The sequence below is a fragment of the Pseudomonas sp. Marseille-Q8238 genome (assembly GCF_965111915.1).
Genome location: NZ_CBCOPI010000001.1, coordinates 967,859 through 982,694 on the forward strand (window position 1 = coordinate 967,859; position 14,836 = coordinate 982,694).

Annotated in this window: 12 protein-coding genes and 1 pseudogene; 9 read left to right on the forward strand and 4 right to left on the reverse strand. The window is 62.6% G+C overall.

Going from position 1 to position 14,836, the window contains the following annotated elements; genetic code table 11:
• The first annotated feature begins 133 nt into the window (after positions 1-133).
• The 7 genes from urtC to ACWPW0_RS04290 all read left to right on the forward strand — a co-directional run bounded on the left by urtC (position 134) and on the right by ACWPW0_RS04290 (position 7,045).
• The gene (urtC, locus tag ACWPW0_RS04260; protein ID WP_447589309.1) at positions 134-1,318 is read left to right on the forward strand and encodes an urea ABC transporter permease subunit UrtC; all 1,185 of its coding nucleotides are present in this window, start codon (positions 134-136) and stop codon (positions 1,316-1,318) included.
• Positions 1,315-2,076 (forward strand): urea ABC transporter ATP-binding protein UrtD, encoded by a 762-nt coding sequence (urtD, locus tag ACWPW0_RS04265; RefSeq protein ID WP_447589311.1) that lies wholly within the window; start codon positions 1,315-1,317, stop codon positions 2,074-2,076. Before urtC ends, urtD begins: the two co-directional genes overlap by 4 nt.
• Before the next feature lie 123 nt (positions 2,077-2,199).
• The gene (gene urtE, locus ACWPW0_RS04270) at positions 2,200-2,889 is read left to right on the forward strand and encodes an urea ABC transporter ATP-binding subunit UrtE (protein ID WP_447589313.1); all 690 of its coding nucleotides are present in this window, start codon (positions 2,200-2,202) and stop codon (positions 2,887-2,889) included.
• Between the two features lie 249 nt (positions 2,890-3,138).
• Entirely contained in the window at positions 3,139-4,368 is a 1,230-nt protein-coding gene (fmdA, locus tag ACWPW0_RS04275) for a formamidase (RefSeq protein WP_447589315.1), read from the forward strand.
• 62 nt (positions 4,369-4,430) lie between these two features.
• Positions 4,431-4,778 carry an FmdB family zinc ribbon protein gene (locus ACWPW0_RS04280; RefSeq protein WP_447589316.1) on the forward strand — a complete coding sequence of 116 codons (348 nt, stop codon included), beginning with the start codon at positions 4,431-4,433 and terminating at the stop codon, positions 4,776-4,778.
• A 107-nt stretch (positions 4,779-4,885) separates the two neighbouring features.
• Positions 4,886-5,929, forward strand: a complete 1,044-nt coding sequence (locus tag ACWPW0_RS04285; RefSeq protein ID WP_447589318.1) for an aliphatic amidase — start codon at positions 4,886-4,888, stop codon at positions 5,927-5,929.
• A gap of 69 nt (positions 5,930-5,998) precedes the next feature.
• Complete coding sequence (locus ACWPW0_RS04290) at positions 5,999-7,045, forward strand: AAA family ATPase (RefSeq protein ID WP_447589320.1); 1,047 nt, start codon at positions 5,999-6,001, stop codon at positions 7,043-7,045.
• Between the two features lie 108 nt (positions 7,046-7,153).
• Here the strand turns inward: ACWPW0_RS04290 and ACWPW0_RS04295 are convergent.
• The 3 genes and pseudogenes from ACWPW0_RS04295 to ACWPW0_RS04305 form a co-directional block, all read right to left on the reverse strand.
• Positions 7,154-7,532, reverse strand: a pseudogene (locus tag ACWPW0_RS04295) (transposase).
• 107 nt (positions 7,533-7,639) lie between these two features.
• Positions 7,640-9,223, reverse strand: a complete 1,584-nt coding sequence (locus ACWPW0_RS04300) for a peptide chain release factor 3 (protein ID WP_447589322.1) — start codon at positions 9,221-9,223, stop codon at positions 7,640-7,642.
• Between the two features lie 317 nt (positions 9,224-9,540).
• On the reverse strand, positions 9,541-10,746 hold the full coding sequence (locus ACWPW0_RS04305) for an MFS transporter (RefSeq protein WP_454254534.1): 1,206 nt from the start codon (positions 10,744-10,746) through the stop codon (positions 9,541-9,543).
• 121 nt (positions 10,747-10,867) lie between these two features.
• On the opposite strand from ACWPW0_RS04305, the gene ACWPW0_RS04310 reads away from it, so the two are divergent.
• On the forward strand, positions 10,868-11,767 hold the full coding sequence (locus ACWPW0_RS04310) for a LysR family transcriptional regulator (RefSeq protein ID WP_454254535.1): 900 nt from the start codon (positions 10,868-10,870) through the stop codon (positions 11,765-11,767).
• A 37-nt stretch (positions 11,768-11,804) separates the two neighbouring features.
• Here the strand turns inward: ACWPW0_RS04310 and ACWPW0_RS04315 are convergent, their stop codons facing one another.
• Entirely contained in the window at positions 11,805-13,079 is a 1,275-nt protein-coding gene (locus ACWPW0_RS04315) for a cation:proton antiporter (RefSeq protein WP_447595539.1), read from the reverse strand.
• A gap of 555 nt (positions 13,080-13,634) precedes the next feature.
• On the opposite strand from ACWPW0_RS04315, the gene ACWPW0_RS04320 reads away from it, so the two are divergent.
• Complete coding sequence (locus tag ACWPW0_RS04320) at positions 13,635-14,798, forward strand: type III PLP-dependent enzyme (protein ID WP_447589327.1); 1,164 nt, start codon at positions 13,635-13,637, stop codon at positions 14,796-14,798.
• The last annotated feature ends 38 nt before the right edge of the window (positions 14,799-14,836 follow it).

Here is a 14,836-nt window from a genome sequence, read left to right on the forward strand (position 1 = left end):
TCTGCGGCGTCGCGCGGTGCTCGTTTCCTCGACGTACTACGTGTACGCCTTCGTCACTGCGCTCCGGGCTTCTTGCAGCTGGAGCTGCTCGCTACGGTTCAAAGCGACTTTTTGTGCGCTGGGGGATTAACTGATGAAAAACGCATACGAAAGCCTGCTGGGTGGCAAGCAGGGGGCCATTGGCCTGCTGGTGCTGGCCACGCTGATCCTGGTGGTGTTCCCCCTGGCGCTGGACACCTTCCGCTTGAACATGGTCGGCAAGTACCTGACCTACGCCTTCGTCGCCGTCGGCCTGGTGCTGTGCTGGGGCTATGGCGGCATCCTCAGCCTCGGCCAGGGCATCTTCTTCGGGGTTGGCGGCTACTGCATGGCGATGTTCCTCAAGCTCGAGGCATCGGACCCTGAGAGCACCAAGATCCAGTCGACCCCCGGCATTCCGGACTTCATGGACTGGAACCAGATCACCGAACTGCCGATGATGTGGCAGCCATTCCACAGTTTCAGCTTCACCGTGCTGGCGGTGATCGCGGTACCGAGCCTGCTTGCGCTGATCATCGGCATCGCCATGTTCAAGCGCCGCGTGGGTGACGTGTACTTCTCCATCGTCACCCAGGCCATCGCCGCGATCCTGACTATCCTGATCATCGGTCAGCAAGGCCTCACCGGTGGCGTCAACGGCATCACCGACCTGAAGACCCTGCTCGGCTGGGACATCCGTCCGGACAGCTCGAAGATCATCCTCTACTTCGTCAACGCCTTCCTGCTGCTTGGCTGCATCCTGATCGGCCGCTTCGTGCTCACCTCCAAGCTCGGCCGCCTGCTCATGGCCATGCGCGACAAGGAAGAGCGCGTGCGCTTCTCCGGCTACGACGTGGCCAGCTTCAAGATATTCGTGTTCTGCCTGGCGGCGGCCTTTTCGGCCATCGGCGGGGCGATGTTCGCTCTGCAGGTCGGCTTCATGTCGCCGAGCTTCGTCGGCATCGTGCCGTCGATCGAGATGGTCATCTTCGCCGCAGTCGGCGGGCGCATGTCGCTGCTCGGCGCGGTGTACGGCACCCTGCTGGTGAGCTTCGGCAAGACCTACTTCTCCGAGAGCTTCCCCGAGCTGTGGCTGTACCTGATGGGCGGCCTGTTCATCGTCGTGGTCATGTACTTCCCCAACGGCATCGCCGGCCTGTGGGAAAGCCACGGGCGCAAGTGGGTCTCGCGCTTCTCCCTGGGCAACAAACTGTTCGGCCAGCCGGTGCCCAAGGCCCGGGTGCTCGCCAGCAAGCCCGTCACCCCGCAACCCGCCCGTGAACTGGAGACCACGCCATGAACAGCCCAGCAGGATTCCAGGCCGCCAAACCGGTCCTGGCCATCGAAGGTCTGACCGTGTCCTTCGACGGCTTCAAGGCGGTGAATGACCTCAACCTGTACGTCGACCGCAACGAGGTTCACGTGGTCATCGGCCCCAATGGCGCCGGCAAGACCACCGTGCTCGACCTGATCTGCGGCAAGACCAAGTCCACTGCCGGCACCATCGATTTCGATGGTCGCGAGCTGACCAAGATGCGCGAGTACGACATCGTCCGCGCCGGGGTTGGGCGCAAGTTCCAGAACCCGTCGATCTACGAAAACCTGACGGTGTTCGAGAACCTGGAAATGTCCTACCCCAAGGGCCGCAAGGTGTTCGGCGCGCTGTTCTTCAAACGCTCGTCCGAGGTCATCGCGCGGGTCGAGGAAGTGGCCGGGGAGATCTTCCTCAGTGACTTCCTCGACAAGCAGGCTGACCTGCTCTCCCACGGCCAGAAGCAGTGGCTGGAGATCGGCATGCTGCTGATGCAGGACCCGGCGCTGCTGATGCTCGACGAGCCGGTGGCCGGCATGAGCGTCAGCGAGCGGGTACAGACCGCCGACCTGCTCAATCGCATCAGCAAGGGTCGCTCGGTGCTGGTCATCGAGCACGACATGGAGTTCGTCAAGAGCATCGCCCACCGCGTCACCGTGCTGCACCAGGGCAAGGTGCTGGCTGAGGGCAGCATGGACGCTGTGCAGACCAATCCGAAGGTGATCGAGGTGTACCTGGGGCATTGATGTCCGGGATGCAGGCTTTTTTAGGGTGCGCCGCGCGCACCGAAGAATCTGCAGCGCCAAGGTAGAGGTGCGCACGGCGCACCCCTGCGAGCAGCGGGCAGCATCGAGGCAAGGAGTTCATTCATGTTCCAGATCAGCAACCTCGTTTCCGGCTACGGCCAGAGCCAGATCCTCCACGAGCTCAACCTGAACGTGGCGAAGAAGGAAATCGTCGCGGTCATGGGCCGCAACGGCATGGGCAAGACCACTCTGTTCAAGAGCCTGATGGGCGTGCTGCCGCAGTGGGGCGGGCAGATCAGCGTCGACGGCAAGGATGTGTCCAAACTGGAGACCCACCAGCGTGTCGAGCAGGGTATCGCCTACGTGCCGCAGGGGCGGATGATCTTCTCGCACATGACCGTGCTGGAGAATATCCAGACCGGCCTGCCGGCCTCCGCCGGCGGCAAGGTGCCGGACGATCTCTATGCGCTGTTCCCGGTGCTGCACGAGATGCGTGCACGCAAGGGCGGCAACCTCTCCGGCGGCCAGCAACAGCAGCTGGCCATCGCCCGCGCGCTGGCGACCAACCCCAAGGTGCTGCTGCTGGACGAGCCGACCGAGGGAATTCAGCCGTCGATCATCAAGGACATCGCTCACAAGCTGAAGGAGATCCGCAACCTGCGCGATCTGACCATTGTCGTCTCCGAGCAGGTGCTGTCGTTCACCATGGAAATCGCCGATCGCTTCCTGGTGATCGAGAAGGGCAAGTTCGTGGTGGAGGAAACACGCGACAAGGTGGATGAGGCGACGATCAGTCGCTACCTCTCGGTTTAAGAGCGGACTGTTCCCGGCGCATTCCCGCACGCGTCAGGCCATTGTCTGCAAGCCGGTACGCCTGGGCGTATCGGCTTTTTCTCGTCCGCGAAAATACCCTGAAAGGCTCGTCGTTTCCGGTTCTGGCGCCTACGTCATCCAACGTATTTTCCGATTTTTCCTGTCGTTCAAGACTAGCTCCGTACCGGCGCTGCGGCGTCGCTCCATCCATCTCATCTACCCCCCCATGATCGCCCCAGGAGCTTTGTCATGACCGATACCCTGATCAAGGTCGACCTCAACCAGGCCGCTACCGAGAATGAGCAGATCCACAACCGCTGGCACCCGGACATTCCGATGGCCTGCTGGGTCAAGCCGGGTGACGATTTTATCCTCGAGACCTACGACTGGACCGCCGGTGCGATCAAGAACGACGATGACGCCAGCGACGTGCGCGACGTCGACCTGTCCACCGTCCACTACCTGTCCGGCCCGGTCGGGGTACATGGTGCCGAGCCGGGCGATCTGCTGGTGGTCGACCTGCTCGACATCGGCGCGCGCCAGGACTCTCTGTGGGGCTTCAACGGCTTCTTCTCGCAGACCAATGGCGGTGGCTTCCTCACCGACCATTTCCCTCATGCGCAGAAGTCGATCTGGGACTTCAAGGGCATGTTCACCAGCTCGCGGCACATCCCAGGCGTCAACTTCGCCGGCCTGATCCACCCCGGTCTGATCGGCTGCCTGCCGGACCACAAGATGCTCGCCGACTGGAACCAGCGCGAGCAGGAACTGATCGACACCAACCCGACCCGGGTGCCACCGCTAGCTAATCCGCCGAAAGCGGACACCGCGCACATGGGCAAGCTCAAAGGCGAGGCCCGCGATAAGGCCGCCGCCACGGGCGCACGCACCGTGCCGCCGCGCGAGCACGGCGGCAACTGCGACATCAAGGACCTGTCGCGTGGCTCGAAGATCTTCTTCCCGGTCTATGTCGACGGCGCGGGCCTGTCGGTGGGCGACCTGCACTTCAGCCAGGGTGACGGCGAGATCACCTTCTGTGGCGCCATCGAAATGGCCGGCTGGGTGCACATGAAGGTCGAGCTGATCAAGGGCGGTATGGCCAAGTACGGGATCAAGAACCCGATTTTCAAGCCCAGCCCGATCGTGCCCACCTACAACAACTACCTGATCTTCGAAGGCATCTCGGTGGATGAGGCTGGCAAGCAGCATTACCTGGACGTCAATCTGGCGTACAAGCAGGCCTGCCTCAACGCCATCAATTACCTGACCAAGTTTGGCTACAGCCCAGCGCAAGGCTACTCGCTGCTTGGCTCTGCGCCGGTGCAGGGGCATATCAGCGGGGTGGTCGACATTCCCAACGCCTGCGCCACGCTGTGGCTACCGACCGACATCTTCGACTTCGATATCAACCCTAGCGCCAGCGGCCCGATCAAACAGCTGGACGGCAGCATCGACCTGCCTATCGCTTACGACAAGTGAAGCGAGCGCGCACGGCCACCGCAGGGTGCACCGTGCGCACCTGCTTCGCGAGGAGACATGCCATGCCGATCTATGAATATGACTGCGATAGCTGTGGCGACTTCACGGCGATCCGCCCGATGAGCCAGTGCACCGAGGCTTGCGCCTGCCCTGGCTGTGGCGAGCCGAGCCGGCGGGTGATCCTGTCCACCCCGCGCTTTTCCACCATGGCTGGCGAACAGCGTCGTGCCCATGAGACCAACGAGCGCAGCAGCCACGCGCCGCAGAGCCTGGCCGAGTACGCCAGCAAGCGCAAGCACGCCAGCGGCTGCAGTTGCTGCACCCCGAACAAACCCGTCGCGCCGACCAAGGCCAACCCGCATGCCATGAAAGGCAAACCGGCCGGTCGACCGTGGATGATCAGCCACTGATCGCGGAACCGTAGGGTGGACAACGCTCTGCTTGTCCACCGTTGCATACCCTTGGTGGAAAACGCTTCGCGGTTTTCCACCCTACGTAACGAGTGGAGGAGTCTCTTATGCGTCACGGCGATATTTCCAGCAGCCCGGACACCGTCGGCGTCGCCGTCGTCAACTACAAGATGCCGCGCCTGCACAGCAAGGCCGAAGTGCTCGACAACGCGCGCAAGATCGCCGGGATGATCAAGGGCATGAAACTCGGCCTGCCGGGCATGGATCTGGTGGTGTTCCCCGAGTACAGCACCATGGGCATCATGTACGACCACGACGAGATGATGGCCACCGCCGCGACCATCCCCGGCGAGGAGACGGCGATCTTTTCCGCCGCCTGCCGCGAGGCCAAGACCTGGGGCATCTTCTCGCTCACCGGCGAGCGCCACGAGGAGCATCCGTACAAGGCGCCGTACAACACCCTCATTCTGATCAACGATGCGGGCGAAATCGTGCAGAAGTACCGCAAGTGCATTCCCTGGTGCCCGATCGAAGGCTGGTACCCGGGCGACCGCACGTATGTTTCCGAAGGCCCCAAGGGCATGAAGATCAGCCTGATCATCTGCGACGACGGCAACTACCCGGAGATATGGCGTGACTGCGCGATGAAGGGCGCCGAGTTGATCGTGCGCTGCCAGGGCTACATGTACCCGGCCAAGGAACAGCAGGTGCTGATGTCCAAGACCATGGCCTGGGCCAACAACTGCTATGTGGCGGTGGCCAACGCCGCCGGCTTCGACGGTGTGTATTCCTACTTCGGCCACTCGGCGATCATCGGCTTCGACGGGCGCACCCTCGGCGAATGCGGTGAGGAGGAAATGGGCATCCAGTATGCCCAGCTGTCGGTCTCGCAGATCCGCGACGCGCGCGCCAACGACCAGTCGCAGAACCACCTGTTCAAGCTGCTGCACCGTGGCTACACCGGCATGTTCAACTCCAGTGACGGCGACAAGGGCGTGGCCGACTGCCCGTTCGATTTCTACCGCACCTGGGTGCTGGACGCGCAGAAGGCCAGGGAAGACGTGGAGAAGATGACCCGCACGACCATCGGCGTGGCGGATTGTCCGGTCGGCGAGTTGCCGCATCCGGGCAAGGAAAAGACGGCGGGATAACCCGCTGTTCATTGGCGCTCGCGAACGCGCCATCCCACTAGAAGGCCCTGCGCCATCAGGAACCTCGGCATGCCCTTCGTCAACGACCTGCTCGACCATAACCGTGAGCAACTGGCCCAGACGGTAACCACTACGCTGCCGGTCGGCTCGCTGCAGTCGCGCTTCCTCTTCGAGCCGTCCCAGGTGATGGCGCTGTTGCGCTCACGCATCGTCGGCCAGGATGCCGTGCTTGACCAGATCGAGTCCCTGCTCAAGGTGGTCAAGGCCGATATAGGTGAGCGCGAGCGACCGTTGGCGGTGAACCTGTTCATGGGCCCCACCGGGGTCGGCAAGACCGAGATCGTGCGCCTGCTGGCCCAGGCCATCCACGGTCGCGCCGATGCCTTCTGCCGCATCGACATGCACACTTTGGCCCAGGAACACTACGCTGCCGCCCTGACCGGAGCGCCGCCCGGTTATGTCGGCAGCAAGGAGGGCACCACGCTGTTCGACATCGAGGCGATCCAGGGCAGCTACGGGCGCCCCGGCATCGTGCTGTTCGACGAGCTGGAAAAGGCCGGCAAGGAAGTGGTGCGCAGCCTGCTCGGCGTGCTCGAGATAGGCCAGCTGACCCTGGCCGCTGGCAGCCGGAAGATTGACTTCCGCAACAGCCTGATCTTCATGACCAGCAACATCGGCGCGCAGGATGCCCGACGTTATCGCGAGCGTTTCCAGCGTGGCTGGCGCAATTGGCTGGGGTTGGCACCGCGCGATGAGCCGGCGTTGCTGGAGCGGGCATTGCATGCTCATTTCGAACCGGAGTTCCTCAACCGCATCGACCGCATCCTGGGTTTCGAGCGCATCGACAGCCAATGGCTGGAGGCGCTGCTGGAGATCGAACTGGGCAAGCTCAACCAGCGCCTGGGCAAGCAGGGGCGAGGGCTACTGCTCGATGAAAGTGCACTGGCTTTCCTCTGCCGTGAACATGACCCGCGCTTTGGGGCCAGGGCGCTGGCGCGGCGGGTGCGTACCGAGCTGGAACCGGCGCTGGCCGAGTGCCTGCTGGGCGACCCGGCGGTGATTCGCATGCTGGCGGTGGTGGAGGATGGGCAACTGGTGGTGCGGGGGGATGGGTAGGTCTGATCGCCGAGATGCTCCTGATCGCCAGCAAGCTGGCTACTACGAAAGCAGTTGCATAGGAGCCAGAGGCACGCCCAGTGCGTGCTGGCGCCCAGGGCGCTCAGGTTACAAGCAGATAGCATCCCACAACGGATAGTCGCCAAGTTGCTCGACCAGCCCTGCACGTAGCGGGTTGGCGACGACGTAGCGTGCGCTGGCCTTTCTGCCAGATTTGCTCACCTGGCCTTCCGGAGTATCTGTTGATAGCAATCGCGCTTCGCGAGATCGGCCCCACGCAGAGCAGCCAATGCAAGTGATCCGGCATTAGGCCAACGACTCGAATGAATCTGCCTCACGCAGACTCCGCATTTCCGCTACCAGCAGGCGAGCGGAAGATCGCTTGATGATCATGAGTGACGGCCGTCAGCAGATAGACGCGGCTGGATTCGGAGAAGCGTCCGTGACGCAAGGCGTGGTCACGATGGGCCAAACGGTCGGAATCCATTCCAGACCTCCCAGGGAGATGCGTATGTAGGAGCCGGCTTGCTGGCGACGCTTTTGCCGATTGCGGTTGGTCGCCTGCAGCTCCCGTTGCTCCTACAAAGACAGAAGTCAGTGATGCTCGCGCGTCGCGCGGAATTTCACGTCTGGCCAGCGTTCTTCCATCAGGCTCAGGTTGACCCGGGTTGGTGCCAGGTAGGTCAGGTGGCCGCCGCCGTCGATGGCGATGTTCTCGAAGGCCTTGACCTTGAAGTCCTCGAGCTTCTTCTTGTCGTCGCACTCGATCCAGCGTGCGGACCAGACGTTGATCGGCTCGTAGCCGCACTCGACCTTGTATTCCTCCTTCAGGCGGCTGGCGACCACGTCGAACTGCAGCACGCCGACCGCGCCGAGGATGATGTCGTTGCTGCGCTCGGGGAAGAACACCTGGGTGGCGCCTTCCTCGGCGAGCTGTTGCAGGCCCTGGCGCAGTTGCTTGGATTTAAGCGGGTCTTTCAGGCGCACGCGGCGGAACAGTTCAGGGGCGAAGTGCGGGATGCCGGTGAAGCCCAGTGCCTCGCCTTCGGTGAAGGTGTCGCCGATCTGGATGGTGCCGTGGTTGTGCAGGCCGATGATGTCGCCAGCGTAGGCCTCTTCCAATTGCTCACGCTCGCTGGAGAAGAAGGTCAGGGCGTCGCCGATGCGCACGTCCTTGCCCAAGCGTACATGGCGCATCTTCATACCCTGACTGTACTTGCCCGAGCAGATGCGCATGAAGGCGATACGGTCGCGGTGTTTGGGGTCCATGTTTGCCTGGATCTTGAACACGAAGCCGGTGAACTTCTCCTCCACGGGCTCAACGGTGCGCTCGTTGGCGACACGGGCCAAGGGCTTCGGTGCCCAGTTGACCACGGCGTCGAGCACATGGTCGACGCCGAAGTTGCCCAGCGCGGTACCGAAGAATACCGGGGTCAGTTGGCCATTCATGAACTCGTCCTGGTCGAATTCGTGGCAGGCGCCTTGTACCAGTTCAAGCTGTTCGATGAAGCGTTCGTACTCGTCGCCCAGGTGCGCGCGGGCTTCGTCCGAGTCGAGCTTTTCGATGATCTTCACCTCGGTGCGCTCGTGGCCGTGTCCCGGGGTGTAGACGATGATGTAGTCGTCGGCCAGGTGATAGACGCCCTTGAAGTCCTTGTAGCAGCCGATCGGCCAGGTGATCGGCGCGGCCTTGATCTTTAGCACCGCCTCGATTTCGTCGAGCAGTTCGATCGGGTCGCGGATGTCGCGGTCGAGTTTGTTGATGAAGCTGACGATGGGCGTGTCGCGCAGGCGGCACACATCCATCAGGGCGATGGTGCGCGGCTCGACGCCTTTACCGCCGTCGAGCACCATCAGCGCCGAGTCCACCGCGGTCAGGGTGCGGTAGGTGTCTTCGGAGAAGTCTTCGTGACCGGGGGTGTCGAGCAGGTTGATCATGTGCTCGCGGTAGGGGAACTGCATCACCGAGGTGGTGATGGAGATGCCGCGCTGTTTCTCCATTTCCATCCAGTCGGAGGTCGCATGGCGGTCGGACTTGCGCGACTTCACCGTACCGGCGACGGCAATCGCCTTGCCCATCAGCAGCAGCTTCTCGGTAATGGTGGTCTTACCGGCGTCGGGGTGGGAGATGATCGCGAACGTGCGGCGTTTGCCGACTTCGATGGCCTGGGTGGTCATGGATGCGTGCCTGGCTGGAAACGGTTGCGGGCGACATCGGCCCGGAAAAGCCGGCAATTATACCGGCAAAACCGCGTGAGCCGGCAGGGCACCGATGGAAGAGCGCGCCGGCAGCCAGTCCGGGCGTCTTGGCGCCTGTTTACGATCTCCTGGCTCGCGGCCATGCGGCATTAAGAAACGCCCTTGGATGCGAGCCCAGTCAGAATGCTCATTTACCATGTGTAAACCCGAGTCCGGGCCCAGTCCGTTCCCCAGGCGTTTTCGCCGGGGCACCTAGCCCTTGTCTGACTCTAATCCAGAAGATTGTAAACAGGCTCTTAGCGCAGGCTGGGGAAGCCGTGTTGCCTGGCATTGGCAGTCGCCAGCAGCGACATGAGCAGCAGCGCGGCGATCACCCAGGGAAACGCCAGCACGCCCAAGCCTTCCAGCAGGACACCGCCGATCAAGCCACCGCCAGCGATGGCCAGGTTCCAGGCGGTCACCAGCATCGACTGGGCGGCATCGGCGTGGCTGTCCGCTGCTTTGGCCAGGGCAGTCTGCAGCAGCGTGGCCAAACCGCCAAAGGCCAGCCCCCAGACCGCCACGGCTGCATAAAGCAGGGTCGCGTGTTGGCTCCAGAACATCAGCGCCAGTGCGGACAGGGTGAACAGCGCACAACTGATCAGCACCAGCTCACGCAACCAGCGGTCGATCAGCAGGCCGACAATCCAGATACTCAGCAAGGCGGCCAGGCCGAAGACCAGCAGCACCTGTTCGATCTGTTCGGCGATGCCTGCCGTTTCGAGGAACGGCGCGATGTAGGTGTAAAGAATGTTGTGGCCCAGGACATAGGCGAAGGTGACGAACAGCACCGGGCGGATGCCAGGCAGGGTCAGCACGCGTAGCAGCGGTAGGCGTTTTTCCGCGCGCTGACCGGGGAAGTCCGGCACCTGCCAGCGCACCCAGGCGATCAGTATCAGGGTCAGCCCGGTCATGATGGCGAAGCTCAGGCGCCAACCCAGCAGATTGCCAAGCAGGGTGCCCGCCGGAATGCCGAGTGACAGTGCCAGCGGTGCGCCGATCATCGCCACGGCAATGGCTCTGCCTTGCAGGTGCGGCGCGACCATGCGGCTGGCATAGCCGGCCAGCAGCGCCCAGAGCAGTCCGGCGAAGACCCCGGCGAACAAGCGGGCGACCAATGTCAGGCTGTAGTCAGTGGACAGGGCGGTCAGGCTGTTGACGATGGCGAAGCCGCCGATGGCGATCAGCAACAAGGGCCGCCGCCGCCAGCCCTGGGTAAGGATCACCAGCGGGATGGCCGCCAGCAGCGAACCGATGGCGTAGACCGTGACCAGTTGGCCGATCAGCGCCGGGGCGACGTCCAGATCGCGGCTCATCGGCGGTAGCAGGCCAGCGGGCAGGGCTTCGGTCAGCAGGGTGATGAACGCCGCGGTGGCCAGGGCCAGCAAGCCGCCGAGTGGCAGGCGGCCTCGGTCCGTGGCCGCGGAGGACGGCAGGTCGGTGGAGCAGATGGAATCGGTCATGAAGGCAGCCCGGGCTGGTTACAGAGAGAGGCGCTGATCGTAGGGCGCTGCTGCCGTGAGAAAAATAGGCTAAGGTTCCGAGCTTATCGGACATCTATGTCCTTAATCGTTGGGGCGCAGGATGGATTGGCTGGGCAGCATCTCGGTCTTCGTGCAGGTGGCAGAGACGCGTAGTTTCACCGAGGCAGGGCGCGTGCTGGGGGTGTCTTCGTCGGCGGTGGGCAAAAGCATCGCCCGTCTGGAAGCGCGACTGGACACCCGGCTGTTTCACCGCAGCACTCGCAGCATCACGCTAACGGCCGAGGGCGCGGGCTTTCTTGAACGCTGCCGGCGGATCATCACCGAAGCGGATGCGGCCGAGTTCGAGCTGTGCGCGGCATCCAGTGCGCCGCGTGGCAGATTGCGCATCAGCCTGCCGCAGGTGCATGGCCTGGTGATGCCGGTGCTGGTGGATTTCATGCAGCGCTATCCGCAGATCGAACTGGATATCGACCTGACCGACCGCATGGTCGAGGTGGTCGAGGAAGGCTTCGATGCCGTGGTGCGCACCGGCAATCCCAAGGACTCGCGGCTGATGGCTCGGCAACTGGGGCAGTTCCATATGGTGCTGGTGGGCACGCCGGGCTATTTCCGCGAGCACGGCGTGCCGCAGTTGCCCGAGGATCTGGCTGATCATGCCTGCCTGCGGCACGTTTTTCATCAGACCGGCAAGCTCGAGCCCTGGCCCTTGCGGCGCGAGGTCGATGAGCCCGACGTGGTGCTGCCGACGCGCCTGGTCAGCTCATCCATCGAGGCGGTGGATCATGTGGTGCGGCGAGGATTGGGCATTGCCTGCCTGCCGGATTTCATGGTCCGCGAGGCGGTGGCGCGTGGCGAGTTGCAGCGGGTGCTCGACGACCACCTCGACCACTGCAGCACGTTCTGGGTGCTATGGCCGTCGAGTCGGCATGCGGCGGCCAAGCTGCGGGTATTCATCGACCACCTGTGTGCCAACCTGCTGCCGGACACACGGGGGCGATGATCGCGGGCGGCCACGATAAACAGTGGCCGATTCCGCCTCAGTGGTGCGCGTCGTCCTTGTCTTCTGGCGAGAGCGGCTGGTCTTTATAGATGTATTTGACCAGCGGGCCGATGGTCAGACCCTGGGCCAGGATCGACACCAGCACCACGATATAGGTCAGGCTCAGCAACAGGTCGCGCTCCGGGCCCAGCGGCAGCGACAGCGCCAGGGCTACCGACACCCCGCCACGCAGGCCGCCCCAGACCAGGATGCGGGTGGTGCCCAGCGGTGCCTGGCGCTTGAACTGGCGAAGCAGAAGCAGCGGCGGGCCAACGGTGAGGAAACGTGCGATCAGCACGGCGCCACCCAGGGTCAGGGCGGCGACCACGTGTAGCCAGGAGAACGGCAGCAGGAGCAGTTCCAGGCCGATCAGGGCGAACAGCAGGGCGTTGAGTATCTCGTCCACCAGCTCCCAGAACTTGTCGATGTAGCGGCGGGTTTCGTCGCTCATCGCATAGTTGCGGCCGTAGTTGCCGATGATCAGGCCGGCCACCACCATGGCGATCGGGCCGGACACATGCAGCTTGCTGGCCAGTGCCGCGCCGCTGAACACCAGGGCCAGGGTCAGCATGACCTCCACCTGATACTGGTCGATGCCACGCATCATCAGGATCACGCCGAAGCCGATGGCGGCCCCAAACAGCCCGCCGCCGATGGCCTCGTGCACGAACATCCAGCTCACCGTGCCGATGGTTGGTGTCGCACCGCTGAGCAAAATGCTGAGCAGGATGCTGAACACCACCACCGCCGTGCCGTCGTTGAACAGCGACTCGCCGACGATGGTGGTCGCCAGCGGCTTGGGCGCGCCGGCGGACTTGAGGATACCCATGACGGCGATAGGGTCGGTCGGCGAGATCAGCGCGCCGAACAGCAGGCAGTAGATGAAATCCACATGCCAGCCGAACAGGCCGAAGATGGTGTAGGCCAGCGCGCCGATTACGAAGGTAGCGATCAACACGCCAGCCGTGGCGAGCAGGCCGATGGGCCACTTGTAGCTGCGCAGGTCGCCCAGGTTGACGTGCAAGGCGCCAGCGAACAGCAACGCCGGCAGGAACCAGGTCATCAACACGTCGGAGAAGTCGATACGACGGATGATCTCCTGCATCTCCACTTCGATCAGCGGATAGCCGAGTGCGCTCAGGCCCTGGATAAGCAGTGAGAACACCAGCGCGGTGGCCATCACACCGATGGTCGGAGGCAGGCGAATGAAGCGGTAATTGACGTAGGTGAGCAGGGTGGTGAGTGCGATGAATGCCGCGACCAGATCGAGCACGCGATCCTCCTTGACGTTGCCAGGCCCGGTGCTGGGCCATTGAAGGGCGCTCATGATACGGGATGTAAGCGAATGTGTAAGTGCGCAGGCGTCGGCTGGCGGTCACGTTTTAGCGCTGGATGAACCCTGTTCGGGGCTGAGGCGGAAGCTTCGATTTCAGGGGTAATGCCTGCCGGGGGCAACAATCCGTTCTCGCCCGTGCTGAGATGCATTGGCTCGCTGATCCAGCAAGGCTCTTGCATGGTTTTTTGTGCAGCATTCAGGACGTTTTGTTGAGGATTAGAAACACTTGGCGTCCGCCTGTAAAACGAGGGTAATTTTTGGTTGATATACGGGAAGCATGGTCCTAAAGTTCGCGCCCGAACGTCCATGCTGGAAACGATCCATCCGGCTCAAGTACTGACGACGAGAGGTTGCCCGCACATCTGGCAATCCTCGGCGACATGCCTTGGGAAGTAGGCGAACCAAAGTGGGGAAACGGATTAGACGTTCGCGGTTCCAACACAGGAACCATCCCTTCAATACCTTTGTTTGTTTTGCCAATGGAGCCCCCGCATGTCGATCGAGGTCGAAGACTATTACCCGCGCGAAACCTTCAACAAAATGAAGGCATTCGCCGACAAGCAAGAAACCCCGTTCGTGGTGATCGACACCGCGATCATCAGCCAGGCCTACGATGACCTGCGCGCCGGTTTCGAATTCGCCAAGGTGTACTACGCCGTCAAGGCCAACCCAGCCGTCGAGATCATCGACCTGCTCAAGGACAAAGGATCGAGCTTCGATATCGCCTCGATCTATGAGCTGGACAAGGTGATGAGCCGTGGCGTCGGCCCGGAGCGCATCAGCTACGGCAACACCATCAAGAAAGCCCGCGACGTGCGTTACTTCTACGAGAAGGGTGTGCGTCTGTTCGCCACCGACTCGGAAGCCGACCTGCGCAACATCGCCAAGGCCGCCCCTGGCTCGAAGATCTACGTGCGCATCCTTACCGAAGGCTCGACGTCGGCTGACTGGCCGCTGTCGCGTAAATTCGGCTGCAACCCGGACATGGCCCTGGACCTGTTGATCCTGGCCAAGCAACTGGGCCTGGTGCCGTATGGCATCTCCTTCCACGTTGGCTCGCAGCAGCGCGACATCGACGTGTGGGACGCCGCCATCGCCAAGGTCAAGGTGATCTTCGAGCGCCTCAAGGAAGAAGACGGCATCCAGCTGCAGATGATCAACATGGGTGGCGGCTTCCCGGCCAACTACATCACCCGCACCAACAGTCTGGAAACCTACGCCGAGGAAATCATTCGCTTCCTCAAGGAAGACTTCGGCGAGGAACTGCCGGAAATCATCCTCGAACCAGGCCGTTCGCTGATCGCCAACGCTGGCATCCTGGTCAGCGAAGTGGTGTTGATCGCGCGTAAATCGCGCACCGCCGTCGAGCGCTGGATCTACACTGACGTGGGCAAGTTCAGCGGCCTGATCGAAACCATGGATGAAGCCATCAAGTTCCCGATCTGGACCGAGCGCAAAGGCGAGATGGAAGAAGTCATCATCGCGGGTCCGACCTGCGACAGCGCCGATATCATGTACGAGAACTACAAGTACGGCCTGCCGTTGAACCTGGCCAGCGGCGACCGCCTGTACTGGCTGTCCACCGGTGCCTACACCACCAGCTACAGCGCGGTGGAGTTCAACGGCTTCCCGCCGTTGAAGGCGTTCTACCTGTAAGGCGTCACTCGCGTACCAAGCCCCGGCATGTCCGGGGC

What these genes read in the sequence shown, in the direction of transcription:
- urtC (WP_447589309.1), top strand. Translation starts at nt 134, where the DNA reads ATGAAAAACGCATACGAAAGCCTGCTGGGTGGCAAGCAGGGGGCCATT.
- urtD (WP_447589311.1), top strand. Translation starts at nt 1,315, where the DNA reads ATGAACAGCCCAGCAGGATTCCAGGCCGCCAAACCGGTCCTGGCCATC.
- urtE (WP_447589313.1), top strand. Translation starts at nt 2,200, where the DNA reads ATGTTCCAGATCAGCAACCTCGTTTCCGGCTACGGCCAGAGCCAGATC.
- fmdA (WP_447589315.1), top strand. Translation starts at nt 3,139, where the DNA reads ATGACCGATACCCTGATCAAGGTCGACCTCAACCAGGCCGCTACCGAG.
- ACWPW0_RS04280 (WP_447589316.1), top strand. Translation starts at nt 4,431, where the DNA reads ATGCCGATCTATGAATATGACTGCGATAGCTGTGGCGACTTCACGGCG.
- ACWPW0_RS04285 (WP_447589318.1), top strand. Translation starts at nt 4,886, where the DNA reads ATGCGTCACGGCGATATTTCCAGCAGCCCGGACACCGTCGGCGTCGCC.
- ACWPW0_RS04290 (WP_447589320.1), top strand. Translation starts at nt 5,999, where the DNA reads ATGCCCTTCGTCAACGACCTGCTCGACCATAACCGTGAGCAACTGGCC.
- ACWPW0_RS04300 (WP_447589322.1), bottom strand. Translation starts at nt 9,223, where the DNA reads ATGACCACCCAGGCCATCGAAGTCGGCAAACGCCGCACGTTCGCGATC.
- ACWPW0_RS04305 (WP_454254534.1), bottom strand. Translation starts at nt 10,746, where the DNA reads ATGACCGATTCCATCTGCTCCACCGACCTGCCGTCCTCCGCGGCCACG.
- ACWPW0_RS04310 (WP_454254535.1), top strand. Translation starts at nt 10,868, where the DNA reads ATGGATTGGCTGGGCAGCATCTCGGTCTTCGTGCAGGTGGCAGAGACG.
- ACWPW0_RS04320 (WP_447589327.1), top strand. Translation starts at nt 13,635, where the DNA reads ATGTCGATCGAGGTCGAAGACTATTACCCGCGCGAAACCTTCAACAAA.